This is a genomic window from Terrabacter koreensis, assembly GCF_054783315.1.
Window position 1 is genome coordinate 81,814 of sequence record NZ_BAAGQU010000004.1, and the last position, 18,021, is coordinate 99,834.

The 18,021-nt window shown below is 72.4% G+C and carries 16 protein-coding genes; 11 read left to right on the top strand and 5 right to left on the bottom strand.

The genetic code is table 11. The features are described from left to right. Positions 1–93: 93 nt before the first annotated feature. Positions 94–702 (bottom strand): hypothetical protein, encoded by a 609-nt coding sequence (locus ACYVNR_RS03085; protein ID WP_461046499.1) that lies wholly within the window; start codon positions 700–702, stop codon positions 94–96. A gap of 140 nt (positions 703–842) precedes the next feature. Here ACYVNR_RS03085 and ACYVNR_RS03090 point away from each other — a divergent pair, with 140 nt between their 5' ends. The 4 genes from ACYVNR_RS03090 (at position 843) to ACYVNR_RS03105 (ending at position 5,885) form a co-directional block, all read left to right on the top strand. Further along, complete coding sequence (locus ACYVNR_RS03090; protein WP_045191165.1) at positions 843–1,580, top strand: response regulator transcription factor; 738 nt, start codon at positions 843–845, stop codon at positions 1,578–1,580. Further along, positions 1,558–3,303 carry a sensor histidine kinase gene (locus ACYVNR_RS03095; protein WP_461046502.1) on the top strand — a complete coding sequence of 582 codons (1,746 nt, stop codon included), beginning with the start codon at positions 1,558–1,560 and terminating at the stop codon, positions 3,301–3,303. The genes ACYVNR_RS03090 and ACYVNR_RS03095 overlap by 23 nt, the downstream gene beginning before the upstream one ends. Positions 3,304–3,393: 90 nt before the next feature. After that, positions 3,394–5,406 (top strand): ArnT family glycosyltransferase, encoded by a 2,013-nt coding sequence (locus ACYVNR_RS03100; protein ID WP_461046504.1) that lies wholly within the window; start codon positions 3,394–3,396, stop codon positions 5,404–5,406. 8 nt (positions 5,407–5,414) lie between these two features. Then, positions 5,415–5,885, top strand: coding sequence for a GtrA family protein (locus ACYVNR_RS03105; RefSeq protein WP_461046506.1), 471 nt, complete (start codon positions 5,415–5,417; stop codon positions 5,883–5,885). Between the two features lie 8 nt (positions 5,886–5,893). Here ACYVNR_RS03105 and ACYVNR_RS03110 read toward each other — a convergent pair whose 3' ends face one another. Together ACYVNR_RS03110 and ACYVNR_RS03115 are read right to left on the bottom strand one after the other, a co-directional pair. Continuing rightward, positions 5,894–6,991, bottom strand: coding sequence for an MBL fold metallo-hydrolase (locus tag ACYVNR_RS03110; protein ID WP_461046508.1), 1,098 nt, complete (start codon positions 6,989–6,991; stop codon positions 5,894–5,896). A gap of 125 nt (positions 6,992–7,116) precedes the next feature. Then, entirely contained in the window at positions 7,117–8,433 is a 1,317-nt protein-coding gene (locus tag ACYVNR_RS03115; protein WP_052677310.1) for an MBL fold metallo-hydrolase, read from the bottom strand. 117 nt (positions 8,434–8,550) lie between these two features. Here ACYVNR_RS03115 and ACYVNR_RS03120 point away from each other — a divergent pair, with 117 nt between their 5' ends. The 5 genes from ACYVNR_RS03120 (at position 8,551) to ACYVNR_RS03140 (ending at position 11,506) form a co-directional block, all read left to right on the top strand. Beyond that, positions 8,551–9,108 carry a toxin-antitoxin system HicB family antitoxin gene (locus tag ACYVNR_RS03120; RefSeq protein WP_045191169.1) on the top strand — a complete coding sequence of 186 codons (558 nt, stop codon included), beginning with the start codon at positions 8,551–8,553 and terminating at the stop codon, positions 9,106–9,108. A 76-nt stretch (positions 9,109–9,184) separates the two neighbouring features. Continuing rightward, positions 9,185–10,051 carry a DUF4097 family beta strand repeat-containing protein gene (locus ACYVNR_RS03125; protein ID WP_045191170.1) on the top strand — a complete coding sequence of 289 codons (867 nt, stop codon included), beginning with the start codon at positions 9,185–9,187 and terminating at the stop codon, positions 10,049–10,051. After that, positions 10,048–10,362: a hypothetical protein gene (locus ACYVNR_RS03130; protein WP_045191171.1), complete on the top strand. Its 315-nt coding sequence runs from the start codon at positions 10,048–10,050 to the stop codon at positions 10,360–10,362. Before ACYVNR_RS03125 ends, ACYVNR_RS03130 begins: the two co-directional genes overlap by 4 nt. A gap of 87 nt (positions 10,363–10,449) precedes the next feature. Continuing rightward, a complete protein-coding gene (locus ACYVNR_RS03135; protein ID WP_045191172.1) occupies positions 10,450–11,073 on the top strand; it encodes an FMN-binding negative transcriptional regulator in 624 nt (207 codons plus the stop codon). A gap of 112 nt (positions 11,074–11,185) precedes the next feature. Next, positions 11,186–11,506: a hypothetical protein gene (locus ACYVNR_RS03140; protein WP_045191173.1), complete on the top strand. Its 321-nt coding sequence runs from the start codon at positions 11,186–11,188 to the stop codon at positions 11,504–11,506. Positions 11,507–11,535: 29 nt separating this feature from the next. On the opposite strand, the gene ACYVNR_RS03145 is transcribed toward ACYVNR_RS03140, so the two are convergent. Together ACYVNR_RS03145 and ACYVNR_RS03150 are read right to left on the bottom strand one after the other, a co-directional pair. Then, on the bottom strand, positions 11,536–13,221 hold the full coding sequence (locus tag ACYVNR_RS03145) for an NAD(P)/FAD-dependent oxidoreductase (protein WP_461046512.1): 1,686 nt from the start codon (positions 13,219–13,221) through the stop codon (positions 11,536–11,538). Between the two features lie 47 nt (positions 13,222–13,268). After that, on the bottom strand, positions 13,269–15,383 hold the full coding sequence (locus tag ACYVNR_RS03150; RefSeq protein ID WP_461046514.1) for a glycogen debranching N-terminal domain-containing protein: 2,115 nt from the start codon (positions 15,381–15,383) through the stop codon (positions 13,269–13,271). 207 nt (positions 15,384–15,590) lie between these two features. Here ACYVNR_RS03150 and ACYVNR_RS03155 point away from each other — a divergent pair, with 207 nt between their 5' ends. Next, positions 15,591–16,646 carry a LacI family DNA-binding transcriptional regulator gene (locus ACYVNR_RS03155; RefSeq protein WP_052677312.1) on the top strand — a complete coding sequence of 352 codons (1,056 nt, stop codon included), beginning with the start codon at positions 15,591–15,593 and terminating at the stop codon, positions 16,644–16,646. A 77-nt stretch (positions 16,647–16,723) separates the two neighbouring features. Next, positions 16,724–17,974 (top strand): sugar ABC transporter substrate-binding protein, encoded by a 1,251-nt coding sequence (locus ACYVNR_RS03160; RefSeq protein ID WP_045191176.1) that lies wholly within the window; start codon positions 16,724–16,726, stop codon positions 17,972–17,974. Positions 17,975–18,021: the final 47 nt, after the last annotated feature.

Consider the following 18,021-nt stretch of genomic DNA (forward strand, 5'->3'; position numbering starts at 1 on the left):
GAGTGCTCAGTTTCCGACGGCCCCACCTCGTCGAGTGCTCAGTTTCCGACGTACGAAAGTGGGCACTCGACGTGCCGGGCCGGGGTCCGGTGGTCAGGTGGTCTTGCTGTCGTCCGAGAACGGGTCGACGCCCTGCTGGCCCTGCTGGCCCTGCTGGTTCAGCTGGTTCAGGAGGTCCTGCGGGTCGAGCTGGCTCAGCTGGTTCGGGTCCATGCCGTTCAGGCCCCCACCCGGCACGCCGTTCTGGAGGTTGGGCAGCTGCTGGTTCGGCCCGCCGAAGCCGCCCTGGCCGTTGCCACCGGGCAGCTGGAAGCTGCGGCCACCGCCCGGACCCCGGAACGAGTCCCCGCCCGACGACCCCGCGGGCATGGCTGCAGCAGCGCCGATCGCGCCGGCCGAGGCCAGCACGAGCGCGAGACCGGCGGTCACGGCGGTCTTCTTCGCGCTCCAGCGGCCCGCAGGGTCGGTCCGCGGCTGCAGACCGGTGGCCGCCGTCGGGACGGACGGGCCCGCGATGGGGGAGGGGCCCTCGGGAGCGGGCATGCCGGCATACGCGTAGGGGGTGCTCGGCGGCGTCACGGGGAGCTCGCTCGTCGGCGGGGACGCCGGAAGGACGTGGGTGTCCGGCCCCTTCGGGTCGAACTGCGGCAGGCTCGGCCGCGGCTGTTCGGCCGGGCCCGGGGTGGTGGACTCGTTGCTCATGACAGCCACGGTCGAACCGCTGCCTGTGCAGGCGCTGTGGCTGACCCGTCGGGGTGCTGGGACTTCGGGACAGACGCTCCACAGGATTCGCACAGGGATGTGCTGGTCACCGCACAGCCCCACAGGTTTCACTGGATGACATGAGCGAGAAGACCAAGCCCGCAGCGGCCCGCCTCCAGCGCCTCGACGGCTCCCCGGTGCGGGTGCTCGTCGTCGACGACGAGGCCAACCTCACCGAGCTGCTCGGCATGGCCCTGCGCTACGAGGGGTGGGACGTACGGGCCGCAGGCACCGGCATGGAGGCCGTGCGCGCCGCTCGGGAGTTCGACCCCGACGCGGTGGTCCTCGACATGATGCTGCCGGACTTCGACGGGCTCGAGGTGCTGCGCCGCATGCGCGCCGACAACAGCAACGTGCCGGTCCTCTTCCTCACCGCCAAGGATGCCGTCGAGGACCGCGTCTCGGGCCTCACCGCCGGCGGCGACGACTACGTCACCAAGCCCTTCTCGCTCGAGGAGGTCGTGGCCCGCGTCCGCGCCCTCATGCGGCGCACCACGGTCGCGGTCTCGTCGTCCGACTCGGTGCTCGTCGTCGGTGACCTCACGCTTGACGAGGACAGCCACGAGGTCATGCGCGCCGGTGACGAGATCCACCTGACCGCAACGGAGTTCGAGCTGCTGCGCTACCTGATGCGCAACCCCAAGCGGGTGCTGTCCAAGGCCCAGATCCTCGACCGTGTCTGGAACTACGACTTCGGCGGGCAGGCCAACGTCGTCGAGCTCTACATCTCGTACCTCCGCAAGAAGATCGACGCGGGTCGCGAGCCGATGATCCACACGATGCGAGGGGCTGGTTATGTCCTCAAGCCGGCCGTCTGACGCGCCCGTCGAGAAGTTCGACCGACCCGAGCGCCCGGACCTTCCCGACCCCGCCGACCTGCCCGACGCCGACGGCGCGCCCGCCCCTGACCTCCGGGGCCCGGAGGTCGGTTTCACCGACGAGCCCGCCGACCAGCGCACCGACGACACGCGCACGTATGCCGTCCCCCTCGCTCCCGCGGCCGGGTTCCCTTCCGATGCCGCCTCCGAAGAGCCCGCAGAGGACCAGCGCACCCTGCGGGAGCGCCTCGCCGACGCCCAGGACCGGGTGCGGCCCTGGGCGGCTTGGACGCTCCGCGCCAAGCTCGTCGCCTCGATGCTGGCCCTCTTCACGATCCTCAGCCTCGTCACGGGTGCGCTGACCGTTGTGACCCTCGAGCGTCAACTGACCAGCCAGCTCGACGACCAGTTGCGGACTTCGATGCAGCGCTTCGACCGCCCTGGGGCACGACTGCCTGAGCTCGGTGCGGACGACAACCGTTCCGGCCCGGCGCGTGGCCCCGGGGACGAGGGCCTGTCCGTGTGGTTCCCGGATGACAGCGCGGCATCGGGCAGGGCCACGACCGGCCAGGGACGGAGTGTCGCCCTGAACGCGACCCAGCTCCAGCAGCTGGCGTCCGCGGGCCTGGGCAGCATGCCGATCGATATCCAGCTGGGCGGCCAAGTGGGGGAGTACCGCGTGACCGCCGTCCGGCTGCTGCTGGGCGACGGTTCGACGGGCACCTTCGTGGCGGGTCTCCCGCTCGAACCAAGGGCGCGGACGATCGCGCAGATGACGCTCACCGTCATCTCGACGGTGGCGGCCGGCATCATCCTCGTCGCCCTGATCGGGACGTGGCTCGTGCGGCGCAACCTCGAGCCGCTGCGTCGGGTGGCTGCGACCGCGACGAAGGTCTCGCGCATGCCGCTGCACTCGGGCAAGGTGGCGCTCGCCGAGCGCGTCGACGCCGCCGACACCGACACGCGCACCGAGGTCGGCCAGGTCGGAGCAGCCTTCAACGAGATGCTCGACCACGTCGACGAGGCCCTCAACGCGCGCCACCAGAGCGAGCAGCGGGTGCGCCAGTTCGTCGCCGACGCCTCGCACGAGCTGCGCACGCCGCTCGCGTCGATCAAGGGCTACGCGGAGCTGTCGCGCCGCGAGCCGAACGCCGTGCCGCAGACCGTCACCCACGCCATGGGACGCATCGAGTCCGAGGCGAACCGGATGAGCTCGCTCGTCGAGGACCTCCTGCTCCTCGCGCGACTGGACGCCGGCCGCCCGCTCGAGGAGGCACCGGTCGACGTGTCGATGCTCGTCATCAACGCCGTCAGCGACGCCCACGCCGCCTCGCCGGGCCACCGGTGGGACCTCGACCTGCCGCCCGAGCCGGTGGAGGTCCGGGGTGACGCGGCACGCCTGCACCAGGTCGTCGCCAACCTCCTCGGCAACGCCCGCACGCACACCCCCGACGGCACCCGTGTCACGACGTCCGTGCGCCCGGAGGGGGAGTGGGTTCGCGTGGCGGTCCACGACGACGGTCCTGGTGTGCCGGAGACCTTGCAGCCCAACGTCTTCGAGCGTTTCGCCCGCGGTGACGACGCGCGCGTGAGGGCCGGCGGAAGCACTGGCCTCGGCCTGTCGATCGTGGCCGCGGTGAGCAAGGCCCACGGCGGTCGCGTCGAGCTCGAGAGCAAGCCGGGCGACACGACGTTCAGCCTGCTCCTCCCCGCCGCCGTCTGAGGTCCCGCCAGGACCCGGGCCACGAGTGCTCATTCCCGCACCAAAGTCGGGTCATAGCAACGGCACAGCCGCGGGCCCGAGCGTTGAGCCATGGACACCATGACCCTCACGACCACGGGCACGGCGGGCAGCTCCGCACCGGCGCCCTCGGGGCCGGCCGACCCGCGCCCCCGGACCCACTCGACGCCCGCCGCCGCCCGTGCGGGTCGTCCCAACCGCTTCCAGCGCCTGTGGCGCGGGCCCGACGCAGACCCCGTCTGGGCGCGTCCGGCGCTGCTCGGCCTGCTCGTTGCGACACTCGTGCTCTACACGTGGAACCTCACGGCGAGCGGCTACGCGAACTCGTTCTACTCCGCGGCCGTCCAGGCCGGCGCCGACAGCTGGAAGGCCTTCTTCTTCGGCAGCTCCGACGCGGCCAGCTCGATCACCGTCGACAAGCCCCCGGCCTCCCTCTGGGTGATGGCCCTGTCGGTGCGGGTGCTCGGCCTCAGCTCCTTCGCGATCCTCCTCCCGCAGGCCCTCATGGGCGTCGCGACGGTGGGGGTCGTCTATGCGACGGTCAAGCGCCAGTTCGGTGCCGCCGCGGGTCTCATCGGTGGCGCCGTCGTCGCGCTCACGCCGGTCGCGGCCCTGATGTTCACCTTCAACAACCCGGACGCCCTCCTCACCCTGCTCATGGCGCTCGGCGCGTGGGCGACGGTGAAGGCCATCGAGCAGGCATCCCCGAAGTGGATGATGGTCGTCGGCGTCTTCATCGGCCTGGGCTTCCTCACCAAGACTCTCCAGGTTCTCCTCGTCGTGCCGTTCTTCGGCCTCGCCTACCTCGTCGCGGCGCCCACGACCCTGCGGAGGCGGATCGTCCACTCCCTCCTCGCCGTCGGCGCGATGGTGCTGTCGGCCGGCTGGTGGGTCGCGATCGTCGAGCTGATTCCCGCGTCTGCCCGCCCCTACATCGGTGGCAGCCAGACGAACTCGTTCCTCGAGCTGACCTTCGGCTACAACGGTCTCGGCCGCATCAACGGTGACGAGGCCGGCTCCGTCGGTGGCGGTGGTGGCAACGGCGGCGGCAACTGGGGTGCGACCGGCCTGTTCCGGATGTTCTCCTCGAGCGTCGGCGACCAGGTCTCGTGGCTCATCCCGAGCGCGCTGGTGCTGCTCGCGGCCGGCCTGTGGTTCCGGGGCCGGCGCCCGCGCACCGACCTGCGCCGCGCGGCCTACCTCGTCTGGGGCGGCTGGCTCGTCGTCACGATGCTCGTCTTCTCGTTCATGGCCGGCATCTTCCACGAGTACTACACGGTGGCCCTGGCCCCCGCGATCGGCGCGCTCGTCGGCATGGGCGCGGTCGAGGCCTGGCAACGCCGCGCCAGCGGTGCCGGCACGGTCGTCCTCGCGGTCGCGACCGCGGCGGCGGCGACCTGGAGCTTCATCCTCCTGTCCCGCACGACGGCATACGGCGACTGGCTGCGCGTCTCGGTGCTCGCGGTCGGCATGGCGGCGGCCCTGCTCATCCTCGCGACGCGCTGGCTGCACGTGCGCGCCGTGCCGCTCGTCGTCGCCGGTGCGCTCGTCGCGGGACTCGCCGGCCCGGGGGCGTATGCCGTGTCGACGACGGCCCAGGGCCACTCCGGGTCGATCGTCACCGCGGGTCCCGCCGGCTCCAGCCGCGGCCCGGATGGTGGCGGCGGGTTCCCGGGTGGGCCGCAGGGCGGAGGGGGCGCCATGGGTGGCCTGCTCAACGCCGAGACGCCCAGCACCGCCGTCGTCGCGGCCCTGTCGGCCAACGCCGACCGGTACACGTGGGTCGCCGCCGCCATCGGCTCACAGACCGCGGCCGGCCTCCAGCTCGGCACGCAGCTGCCGGTCATGGCGATCGGCGGGTTCAACGGCTCCGACCCGAGCCCGACCCTGGCCCAGTTCCAGCAGTACGTCGCCGACGGCAAGATCCACTACTTCGCCGGTGGTGGGCGCGGCTTCGGCAACCAGAACGGTGGCAGCAGCGCCTCGTCCGAGATCAGCGCCTGGGTGCAGGCGAACTTCAACTCGGTCGAGATCGACGGCTCCACCTTCTACGACCTGATCCAGCCCGTGTCGTCGGCTCAGTGAGCGCGGCCATGACCGACATCCGCACCGGCGGGGCCACGCACGTGGCCTCGCCGGTGGCGCGGATCCGTTTGTCCCGACAGGTGATCCGGTTCGCCGGGGTCGGCGTGCTCTCGACTGCCCTGCACCTCGGCCTCTTCGCGGCGCTCGAGCACGCGGGCATCGGGTCGCAGCTCGCCAACGGCGTCGCGCTCGTCGTCGCGACGATCGTCAACACCGCGGCCAACCGGGCGTGGACCTTCGGCGTGACCGGCCGCGAGCGCATGGTGTCGCACCACGGCCAGGCCCTCGTCATCTTCGCGATCACGTATGCCGCCACGACCCTCGCGCTCGCCGTGCTCGGTCGCGTCGCGCCCGAGTCCGGCACGGCGGTGCAGACCGCGGTCGTCGCCGTCGCGAACGTGCTGTCGACGGCCGTGCGGTTCGTCGCCATGAAGCGCTGGATCTTCCGGCCCACGGAGAGCGCCGCCGCAGACACCTGAGGGAGAGGTCAGTCGCGGTCGGCGTCTGCGGCGCAGGCCTCCCACCAGGGGTCCTGGTGGGCGGCGACGACCTCGTCGATGTCGTTGCCGCTCAGCTCGATCCGCGTGCCGACCTTGGGTGCGACCAGGCGGACTCCGCTCTCGGCAGCGGCGCGGCGGGCCCAGCGGATCGGCTCGCTCCACCAGTGCGTGGCGAGGTTGAAGGTCGCCCAGTGGATCGGCAGCATGACCGAGTCGGTCTCGCCCTTGTTGAGGTCGAGGTGTGCCTCGATGGCCTGGGCGGGGTCGAGGTGGATGTCGGGCCAGTGCACGCTGTAGGCGCCGATGGGGATGATCGTCAGGTCGAACGGCCCGAGGTCGGCGCCGATGTCGGCGTAGCGGTGGGTCGGGCCGGAGTCGCCGCCGAAGAACACCGAGTGCTGCGGCCCGTGCAGCGACCAGGCCGCCCACAGCGTCTGGTTGCGCACGAAGCCGCGACCGGAGAAGTGGCGCGCCTCGCAGCAGGTGATGCGGATGCCGGCGACCTCGGTCTCCTCGCGCCAGTCCAGGCTCGTGATGCGTCCCGTCGGCACGCCCCAGGAGCGCAGGTGCTCGTCGACGCCCAGCGGCACGACGTAGTGCGGCCGGTGGGTGCGCTCGAGCTGCCGGATCGACGGCTCGTCGAGGTGGTCGTAGTGGTCGTGGCTGATGACGACGGCGTCGAGGTGCGGCAGCTCGGCGATGGGTCCGGGCACGGGGTGCAGCCGCTTCGGTCCGGCGACGACCGACGGCGAGGCACGGTTGCCGAAGACGGGGTCGAGCAGGAAGCGGCGGCCGTCGAGCTCGACGACGCTCGTCGCGTGCCCGTACCACGTGACGGCGAGGTCGGCGGGCTCGTGCGCGTGGCGCGGCCGGACGAGGGGCACGGTGCCGCGGGGGCGTCCACGGCCGAACTCGCGCACCATCGTCATGAGCATGCTGCCGGGACCCTCGGCCTCGGACGTCGCGACGACGTGCGTCGGCTCGTGGGAACGGAACTCACCGTCGCGGTAGTTCGGCGAGCCGGCGGCGCGGCTGCGCTGCGTCGCGGTCGGGGCGCCCATCCGGCGCAGGATCGGGAGCTGCACTGGCTTCTCCTGCCTGTCGTGCAATCACGGTCGGCGGCCCCGGGAAGGGCCACCGTCATTCTCGTCCAGCGACGGGGGAGTCGCCCGAGTTCCCCCGTGGAGATCGGGTGACGGCCGTGTGAACGTCAGTCGCGGTCCTCGGCCGCCGAGCAGACCTCCCACCACGGGTCGGAGTGCGCCTTGGCGACGGAGCGCGCGTCGTCACCGGCGAGGTCGACGCGCTGGCCGACGCGGGGGAAGGCGACGGGCACGCCGGCCTCGGCAGCAGCACGGCGCAACCGGCGTACGGGCTCGGCCCACCAGTGCATCGACAGGTTGAACGTGGCCCAGTGCACCGGCACGAGCAGCGACTCGCGCGCGGCGGTGCGCACCGTGCGGGTCGTCTCGGTGGGCTCGCCCTCCTCGTGCGCCCCGCCGGGGGTGTCGATGCGCTGGTCGCCGGCGATGAACCCGTCCGCCACGCCGGCGTCGTCGGCCACGAGCGCCTCGGCGTCGTCGCCGAGGCGGTTGACGTCGCGGTGGGCGGCGAGGGCCTGCTCGGGGTCCATGTGGATGTCGGGCCAGAACGAGTCGTAGGCGCCGACCGGCATGAGCGTGAGGTCGAAGGGGCCGAGGTCGGCGCCGATGCTCGCGAAGCGCTTCGACGTGCCGGAGTCGCCGGGGAAGTAGGCCGAGTGCGCGGGGCCGTGGAGGGCCCAGCCGGCCCACAGGGTCTGGCTGTCGACGAGGCCGCGACCCGAGTTGTGGCGGGCCTCGGTGCAGGTCAGCCGGATGCCGGCCACCTCGGTCTCGCCGCGCCAGTCGAGGGCGGTGATGCGCTCCTCGGGCACGCCCCACGCGAGCAGGTGCGCGTTGACGCCGAGCGGCACGACGTAGTGCGGCCGGTGGGTCTGCTCGAGCCGGACGATCGAGGGCTGGTCGAGGTGGTCGTAGTGGTCGTGGCTGATGAGCACCGCGTCGATGCTGGGCAGGTCGGCGATGGAGCCGGGCACCTCGTGCAGGCGCTTCGGGCCGGCGTGTCGGATCGGTGACACCCGCTCGCTGAACACCGGGTCGACGAGGAAGCGCGCGCCGTCGATCTCGATGACCGTCGTGGCGTGGCCGTACCACGTGACGGCGAGCTCGCCCGGCTGCTGCGGCGGCTCGGCCGCGACGACGGGCACGGTGCCGACGGGCTCGCCCCGGCCGTGCACGCGGATGGCGGCGAGCAGGGCGCTCGTCTGGGCCTTGATGCGGGGCCGGAGCGAGGGCTCCTCGCCCTCGAAGCGCCGTCCCTTGAAGTTCGGGGACTCCCTGACGATCGGCAGGATGGCTGCGGGGGAGGCGCCCATCCGGTGCATGACCCGGACGAACTGCCGCGACCGGGTGCGGGACGAGACCTTCTCGATGGCGTGGGAGAGGGCCCGGACGGAGGGACGATCGGAGGTGCCGAGGCTGCGCATCGGTGACCTTTCGAGGGCTGGGCGAGGGGTGGAGAGGGGCTCTCGGAACGTACCCGCGTCAGCCTCTGCGTCAGCATGGTGTTGACGTGACACCATGCTGGTGTCATAGTGATGCGCATGGACATCACGGAGTACGTCGACGCACTGCGTCGGGATCTCGCCCAGGCGGCCAGGGCGATGGGTCCGGAGACCGAGCAGGCCGCCGAGCGCATCGGCTTCGCCCTCGACTCGTCGGCGCGGCTGGCCCTCATGGACGCCTTGTCGCACGCTGCGGCCGAGATCACCAACGAGCTCGACGGCACGTCCGTCGAGGTTCGGCTCCAGGGCCGCGAGCCCGTCTTCGTCGTCGTCGGCGCCGGCCCAGCCGCCCTCGCCGAGGACGCCCAGAGCGTGCGCACCGATGACACCACTGCGGTGTCAGCCGAGGACGAAGGGCCCGAGACCGCCCGCATCACCCTCCGCCTGCCCGAGGTCCTCAAGGCCCGTGCCGAAGAGCTCGCCACGAGCCGGGGCCAGTCGCTCAACACCTGGATCGTCAATGCCGTGCGGGCGGCGACGGCAGCCCCGGGGCCCGCGCCCGGCTTCCCCCCGATGCCCCCCGGCCCCCAGTTCGGTCCCGGCGCGCCGGGGCGCAACCGCTCCTCGAACAAGCGGGTCCAGGGCTGGGTGCGCTGACCCGCCCCACGGCGACGCACCCGCCCGCACGCACCCGCCACACGGCATACGCACACTTCGAGACAAAGGACATCCCATGAGCACCAACCTCGAGACCCGCTTCGACACCACGGGTCCGATCAACCTCAAGGTCGAGCTCCTCGTCGGCGACGTCACGCTGACGGCGGGCGAGGCGCCGACCACGACCGTCCGGCTCGTCCCCCGCGGCAAGAGCGGCGCCGAGATGGCCGAGAAGTTCACCGTCGAGGCGCACGGCAACGACGTCGTCGTCATCGCCCCCAAGCGCGAGAGCTTCTTCGCCTTCGGCTCCAAGGGCTCGGTCGACGTCGAGATCGAGCTGCCGACGAGCAGCACGGTCGAGGCCAAGACGGGCGCTGGCGACGTCGCCGCCACCGGCCTGCTCGGTGACGTGCGGGTCAGCACCGGCGCGGGCGACCTCACCTTCCACGAGGTCGGCTCCGCGCACCTCAAGTCCGGCTCGGGCGACCTCACCCTGCAGTCGAGCCGCGGCGACGTCAACGCCAAGACCGGGTCGGGTGACGTCTCCATCGGATCGGCCGGCGGCCGCCTCGACCTCGTCTCGGGCAGCGGCGACATCTCGATCCGGCGCACCGACGCCGGCGTCAAGGCCCGCACCGGCTCGGGCGACCTCCACATCGACGCGAGCACCGGCGACCTCGAGCTGATGACCGGCACCGGCGACGTCGTGCTCGGCGCGGTGCACGGGGGCCAGGTCCAGGCCAAGACCGGCACCGGCGACGTCAGCATCGGCATCGCGAACGGCGTCGCGACCTACCTGGACCTCAACAGCGTCACGGGCGACGTCGACGTCGACCTCGAGAGCACCGACGGCCCCGGGGACTCCGAGGCCCGAGCCGGCCTCTCCGTCCACTCCGGCAGCGGCGACATCCGCGTCAAGCGAGCGAAAGTGAGCCTGTCATGAGCACCTACAGCGGCACGTACGGCAGCGGCAGCACGGTCGGCCTCTCGCTCCAGGAGGCGCTTGCCCGCGAGCTGATCCACCAGCGGGTCGCCGAGCGACACCACGCGCCCAAGCCCACCCGAGTGCGACGCGGCGTCCGGGCCGCGCACCTCCTGCGCAGCATCGCCGAGCGCCTCGACCCGGCAGCTGCGGCCCAGACCACCCCGGCAGGGGCTCCGGCGACGGCCGTGTCGCCGCACGCCGGCAGCCCCCGACCGTGGTCGGCCCAGCCTCGGCCGGCCGTCCGGCGGGCGCCGCACCGCCACAGCTGAAGACCTCTCGTCGACGGAGCCCGCCGCCCCTCCCTGCGGCGGGCTCCGTGCTGCCGAGGCTCGACCGGCGCATGCGACGATCGAGGCATGTACGTCCCCAAGGCCTTCGGCATGGCCGAGTCCGACCTGCACGCCTTCCTCGAGGCACAGCCGTCCGCCCACCTCGTCACCGTCGGTCCCGACGGGGTCCCGGACGCGACGCTGCTGCCGATCGTCGTCGAGGGTGACCGGGTGCTCGGTCACCTGGGCCGCAAGAACGGGCAGTGGGAGCGCATCGTGCCCGGATCGCCGGGTCTCGTCGTCGTCACCGGTGCCGACGCCTACATCTCGCCCAGCTGGTATGCCGCCAAGGCCGAGCACGGGCGCGTCGTGCCCACGTGGAACTACAGCGAGGTCCACCTGCGTGGGGCCGTGACGGTGCACGACGACCCCGACTGGGTGCTCGACGTCGTCACCCGCCTGACCGAGCGCCACGAGGCCCATCGGGAGGGGCGGTGGCACGTGGCGGACGCCCCCGAGAAGTACCTCCGCGGGCAGCTGCTCGGGATCGTCGGCGTCGAGGTGGTCGTCGAGTCCGTCGAGGGCAAGGCGAAGCTCGGCCAGAACCGCTCGGACGCCGACCGGGTGGGTGCGGTCGCGGGACTGCGGGCCGAGCCGGGAGTGCTGCCGGGAGTCGTGGCCGACGCCATGGAGAAGGCCCTCGAGCACTGAGCCTCTGCCGACCTGGCCGCGGACGTCCCTGCACCGCAACACCTTCCGGACGCTTGCCGAACGCATGCGACCAGCACAGACGGTGCACAGGCGTTGGCCCGAGGCTCGAGCCATGGACACGACACCCCGCCCCGACCGTCACGCCACTCCCACTCCCACGCCGCGCGGCGGGCACCGCAGCTCGATCCGCCGTGGGCTGGGTGCTGCCGGTGCAGCCGTCGCCGTGGCCTTCGTCGGCACGGCCGCCCTCGGCGCCGGCACGGCTCACGCCGCAGGGGTCGCCGGCGGCCTCGTGCCCGTCAAGGCGGCGACGCAGCCGGCGCCACGGCCCCACCCGCACCGGCACGACGCCGCCCACCCGGCGAACCTGCCGCCGGCGACGACCGCCGCCTACCGCTACTCCTTCCGCGACGGGCAGCTCATCCGGCTCTGACCGCTCGCGTCAGGCGCTCGGCGCCCGTCTCAGCGGCTCGGGTCGAGCCAGGCGTGCACGAGCGGCACCACCGAGGCGCCCTCGCCGCTCGCCGCCGCCACCCGCTTCATCGACCCGGCACGGATGTCACCGGCCGCGAAGACGCCGCGGACCGTCGTCTCGAGGCTCTCGGGCGGCAGGCCGTCACGCCACCGGTCCTGCGGCACGTCTCGACCCGTCAGCACGAACCCGCGCTCGTCGCGGGCGACCTCGGCGGGCAGCCAGTCGCAGTAGGGCTCGGCACCGATGAGCAGGAACAGGCCTCGGCAGTCGCGCCGGGTCTCGCTGCCGTCGCGCACGTCTCGGGTCGTCACCCAGCCGAGCCGGCCGTCGTCGCCCGCGCCGCCCTCGACGACCTCGCAGCACGGCTGGACCGTGATGCGCGGGTTGTACCGGATCTCGCCGACGAGGTAGTCCGACATGGTCTCGGCGAGGCTCTCGCGACGCACGAGGATGGTGACCGAGCCGGCGAAACGGGCGAGGTGGATCGCGGCCTGGCCGGCCGAGTTGCCACCGCCCACGACGATGACGTCGGACCCCTCCATCTCGCGGGCGGCCGTCATGGCGCTGCCGTAGTGGACGCCGAGCCCGACGAGCCGCTCGATGCCCGGGGCGTCGAGGCGGCGGTACTTCACGCCGGCGGAGACGACGACGGCGCGGGCGCGCACGTCACCTCCCTCGGTGCAGAGGCGGTGCGGCTCGGGGTTGCCGTCGTCGTCGACACCTCCGGCGACGAACGAGGTGACCGGCCAGCCGGTGAAGAACTGGGTGCCGAAGCGGATCGCCTGGTTGCGCGCGCGCTGGGCGAGGCGCATACCGCTGATGCCCCTCGGGAAGCCGAGGTAGTTGCGGATCATCGACGACGTGCCGGCCTGCCCGCCAACGGCTTCCGCCTCGAGGACCACCGTCGAGAGTCCCTCGGACGAGGCGTAGACCGCGGCTGCGAGACCAGCGGGACCGGCCCCGACGATCGCGACGTCCACGACGCGGTCGACGTCGACGTCGGCGGGCCGTCCGTAGATGCGCGAGGCCACGTCGCGCACGCTCCGTGCGCTGCCGACGCGTTTGCCCATGTCCATGACGAGCGGGAACTCGGGCTCTCCGCCCTCGGCCGCGAGCAGCTGCAGCACGTGCTGGCCCTTCTCGCTGTCGGGCGGGTAGACGCGGTTCGGCATGCCCATGCGGTCGAGGTAGTCGCGGATGCCGAGCGTCAGGGCGTCCTCGACGGGGGAGACGATCGCGACAGCCACGACCTCCGGCTCGGCGACCGTCGAGCCCCAGTCCGACAGCAGCTCGCAGATCGCCGTGTGGAACTCCTCGTCACGGGCGCCGCGCGGCATGAGCAGGTATGCGTCGTACTTGCCCTTCGCCATGCCGCCGCGCAGCCGCTCGGCGTCCTCGCGGAACGTCGACACGTGCGCGGCGATGACCCGCCGTGCGGTCGGCACCGGCTGCCGCCACCAGTGGAAGGCCTGGTGCACGTCGGCGTCGGGGAGGCGTGACTCGGTGACGAACATCGCCACCTGGCCGCCCTCGGCCACCACCTTCTTGGCGGCCTGCTTCGCCTCGTGCGCCGACGTGGCCGTCGGCAGCTCGTAGTCACGGGCGTAGCGGCTGAACTCGTCGAACAGCTGCTCGCAGCGCGTCTCGGACACCAGGATGATCGCCGGCTTCACCCTGTCGATCCTAGGAGGGGTGGCCCCGAGAAGGTATGCCGTCGAGCTCAGTCGGTGACCACGGTGACGTCCCCGGGGTCGCCCAGGACCTCGACGTCGCCGTCGTCGGAGACCGCGACGTCGATGCGCTGTCCGCAGAAGCGCAGTCCGTCGACGCGGAAGGCGCCGTAGGGGGAGGGGCGCACCGGCTCGAGCCGAAGCGTCCGCGTCGCCGCGTCGGGTCGGGGGCGCAGGGCCACCGAGAGCAGCGCGACGGCCGAGGCGGCGGACCATGCCTGCGGGCGGCACGACGCCGGGTAGGGCGTCGGGGCGCCGGAGAGGGCGACGCCCGAGTAGAGCTCGGGCCAGCGGTACGAGAAGGCCTCCGCGGACGACAGGAGAGTGCGGGCCACAGCGCCAGACTCAGCGTCGAATCCCTCGCGGGACAGGCCGATTGCCGTGATCGCGGTGTCGTGGGTCCAGATCGAGCCGGTGTGGTAGCCGATCGGGTTGAAGCCGCCGTTCCCGGTGCCGAAGGTGCGCACGCCGAAGTCGTCGAGCAGCTCGGGCCCGGTCACCGTGGCGGCGACCTCGCGCGCCTCGGCGGCGTCGAGGGCTCCCGTGCCGAGGACGTGACCCATGTTCGATCCGAGGCCGTCGACCGCGCGGCCGGCGCCGTCGAGGGCGATGGCGAGGTGGCGGCCGGCGTCGGTCTTGACCCAGAACCGGTCGCGCAGCCGCTGCTCGAGGGCCGAGGCCTGCGCCTCGAGCGCGTCGGCGTCGTCGACCTCGGTGGCGCCCAGTGCGCGGTGCAGGCGGGCGGCCGCGCGGAGGGCCTCGACGGCATACGCCTGCGCCTCGACGAGCGCGATCGGCGCGTCGGCGACGGTGCCGTCGCGCCAGCGGATGGAGTCGCCGGAGTCCTTCCAGCCCTGGTTCGCGAGGCCGGTGCCCGAGGTGTCGATGTACTTGAGCAGCCCGTCGGCGTCGGGCTGCCCGTCGCCGATGAGCCATCTGACGGCCGCGCGGAGCGCGGGCAGCAGGGTCTTCGCGCGCTCCACGGGAAGTCCCCAGTCGACGGCCTCGGCGAGCAGGCAGACCCAGAGGGCCGTCGCGTCGACGGTGCCGTAGTAGACCTGCGGCAGCGTCATCCCGGTGTTCTTGTCGCGGTAGACGTGCCGTCGCAGCTCGTGCGGGATCTTGCCCGGCGCCTCGCCGGTGACGAGGTCGTGCGTGGTGCCCTGCCGGCGCGCGAGAGTGTGGAGCGTCCCCTCCGCGAGCTCGGTGCCGAGGGGAAGGAGCATTCGGGCCGCCCAGATCGAGTCGCGTCCGAAGAGCGTGAGATACCAAGGAGTTCCGGCCGCAGCGAAGACGTCGTCGGGCGAGGCGGGGTCGCGGAGCACGAGGTGGCGCAGGTCGTCGAGGCCGCGCTGGACCGTGCGGGCGAGACGGTGGTCGCGGGCGGTGACGCGCACGTCGTCCCAGTGCACGGCGTCGGCCCCGGGGTCGGCGTCGAAGGCCGATGCCTGCAGCCGCTCGGTGGTCACCCGGAGGCAGAGCGAGGCCGTGCTGCCGGGCTCGACGACGAGGGTCGCGCCGAGGACCACGGCGCCGTCAGGACCCGGCTCGACGGTCGCGCCCGAGCCGGGCGGCAGCTCCTCCAGGGTCAGCGTGGTGCGGTGCCAGTCGTCCTCGAGCACCGCGTGGCCGTCGACGACGGTGACCGCCGTGGGGGGTCCCGTGAGCCGACCCGACTTCACGGCTCCGATGTCGAGGCCGTCGCCACCGACGACGAGCCGCACGGGGGCGTGCACGGTCTGCGCCGCGCGCGAGGTGATGGCGACCTGCTCGGTCAGGGTGCGCCCGTCGGCCGAGAGCAGGTGCCTCGAGCGGAGCACCTCGACGGTGGGGTCGGGGCCCGGGTTGCCCAGGCCGCGGGCAGACCCGGCGTACTCGGCCGTCGAACCCGAGGCGCGTTCGGCGACGAAGGCCGGAGCCTCCGACGCCACCTCGAGGCGCAGGGTGCCGAGGATGCGGCGGTCGTCGACGTAGAGCCCGTGGCTCGTGCCGGGGAGCACGTCACCTGATCGGTCGGCGAGCACCGTCGCGTTGCCGTCGACGACGATCGACAGCTCGTGGAGCCAGGGCTGTCGAGGGGGGCGCTGCGTGTCGCGCTCGGTCACCGAGGGGCCTTCCGTCGGGCGGGAACGGGCTGTCGGGAGCGCCGTCGGCGCCGACCCAACCTGTCACGAAATGGTCAAGCATCCTTGACCAATCCGGGCAGACAAGAGCATGCTCCCTCTCGTATGAACGTTCAAGTCCACCGGACTTGCCGGTTTTGAACGATCAACTCGCTGGACTGGATGGGCTCGACCGCAAAGGAGCGTGGAGTGCAGGCCGATGAGTCGCGTGGTGGCCGGACGACGATCGTCGACGTCGCCGAGGCCGCGGGCGTGTCGCGCCAGACGGTGAGCAACGCTCTCAACCGCCCGCACAAGGTCGCTCCCGACACGCTCGAGCGGGTGCTGCGTGAGGTCGAGCGACTGCGCTTCACCCCGCACGCGTCGGCGCAGCAGCTGCGCCGGCAGCGCGCCTCGGCCTTCGGCTTCGAGGTCAACCCGTCGGGTCACCGTCGGCTCGGGCACATCCTCGACGAGTTCCTGGTCGAGCTCACCGTGTCCGCGCCCGCCCACGCCAGCCACCTGCTCGCCTTCGCCCCCGACCCCGACGACGTCATCGCCGGCTACCGCCAGACGCTCGCGAGCGGTCTCGTCGACGGGTTCGTCCTCGCCGACACCCGCCACGCCGACCCCCGGCCGCAGTGGCTCATCGAGCACGGCGTGCCGTTCGTGTCGTTCGGGCGGGTCTGGGACCGCCCCGAGCTCACCCGCTGGGTCGACGTCGACGGCCACGCCGGCGTGCTCGGCGCCGTGCGCCACCTCGCTGCCTCCGGCTACCGGCAGATCGGCTGGCTGGGGTGGCCCTCCGGCTCGCCCGTCGGCGACGACCGCCGCCGGGGCTGGGCCGACGGGCTGGCCGAGCTCGGCGTCACGGGCGAGGCCCCCACGGCCGAGTCCGTGCAGGACCTCGACGAGGCGACCGGGGCCGCCGAGCGGCTGCTCGACCGGCTCGGGCCCGACGCCGCGATCGTCTGCGCCTCCGACCTGCTCGCCCTCGGAGCCCTCCGGGCCGTCCGCAACCACGGGCTGGAGCCCGGCCGGGACGTCGGGGTCGTCGGCTTCGACGACACCGACGTCGCCGCAGCCATGCAGCTGACGAGCGTCCACCAGCCCGTCGCCGAGGCCGCCCGCATCGCCTGGGACCTGCTCGTCGACCCCGAGACGACGTCCGCCCCGGTGCTGCTCGAGCCCACCCTCACCGTGCGCGCGTCGAGCGTGCGCGACTCCGCCGGGGCCGGCCGCTCGTCCGTCCCCGAGCCACCGTGAAGCAAGCGCGGTTCCACGACGACCCACCCGGCATACGCCAGGGATCACGCCCCCACCACCCGAAACAGGAGACATCGATGTCACGCAAGACCACCACGGCCGCCGCAGCGGCCTGCCTCACCGGCGCGCTCGTCCTGAGCGCGTGCGGCGGGGGCGGCTTCAGCGGTGGCAACAACGCGCCGCAGGCCACGTCCAAGGGCCCCGTCAAGCTCACCGTCATGATCGGCAGCTCGGGCGACGCCGAGACCAACGCGGTCAAGCAGGCCACCGCGGCGTGGGCCAAGAAGACCGGCAACACCGTCGAGGTCATCGCCGCGTCCGACCTCGGCCAGCAGCTGGGTCAGGCCTTCGCGTCGACGACGCCCCCCGACGTCTTCTACACCGACGCCTCCAAGGTCGGCACGTTCGCCAAGGCCGGCAACCTCTACGCGTACGGCGACCAGGTCAAGGACGCCGGCTTCCTGCCGGCCCTCGTGAAGGCCTTCACGTACGACGACAAGTTCTACTGCGCCCCCAAGGACTACTCGACGCTCGCCCTCGAGATCAACACCGACCTGTGGAGCAAGGCCGGCCTCACCGACGCCGACATCCCGAAGGACTGGGCCGGCCTCGAAGCGGTGGCCAAGAAGCTGACGTCGGGCAAGGTCACCGGCCTCGTCATCGGCGACGACATCAACCGCAGCGGCGCCTTCATCAAGCAGGCCGGCGGGTGGATCGTCTCCGAGGACGGCAAGACGATGACGGCTGACAGCGCACCGGCCAAGGCGGGACTGGCAGAGGTCCAGAAGATGATGAAGGACGGAGTCCTCAAGTTCAGCAAGAACACCAACCCGTCCACCGGCTGGGGCGGCGAGGCCCTGGGCAAGGGTGTCGCGGCCATGACCATCGAGGGCAACTGGATCAGCGGCGCCAAAAAGGACTTCCCGAACCTCAAGTACAAGGTCGTCGAGCTGCCGGCAGGCCCGGCAGGCAAGGGGACGCTGCTGTTCAGCAACTGCTGGGGCATCGCCGCCAAGTCGCCCAACCAGGCGCAGTCCGTCGACCTGGTCAAGTCGCTCATCACGACCGACCAGCAGATGGCCTTCGCCGACGCCTTCGGCGTCATGCCCTCCACCGAGGAGGGCGCCAAGGCGTTCGCGGCGAAGTTCCCGGACCAGCAGGCCTTCGTCGCCGGCGGCCAGTACGCCCAGGGCCCGGTCAACCTGCCGGGCTTCGACGAGGTCATCACGAAGTTCAACTCGCAGCTGGCGACGCTGGGCAAGGGCGGAGACCCGAACGCCTGGCTCGCAGAGCTGCAGAAGAACGGCACCGCCGCCCTCTCCGGCTGACCCAGCCCTGGCGTCCGCCCACCTCATGGCGCGGCGGGCGGACGCCA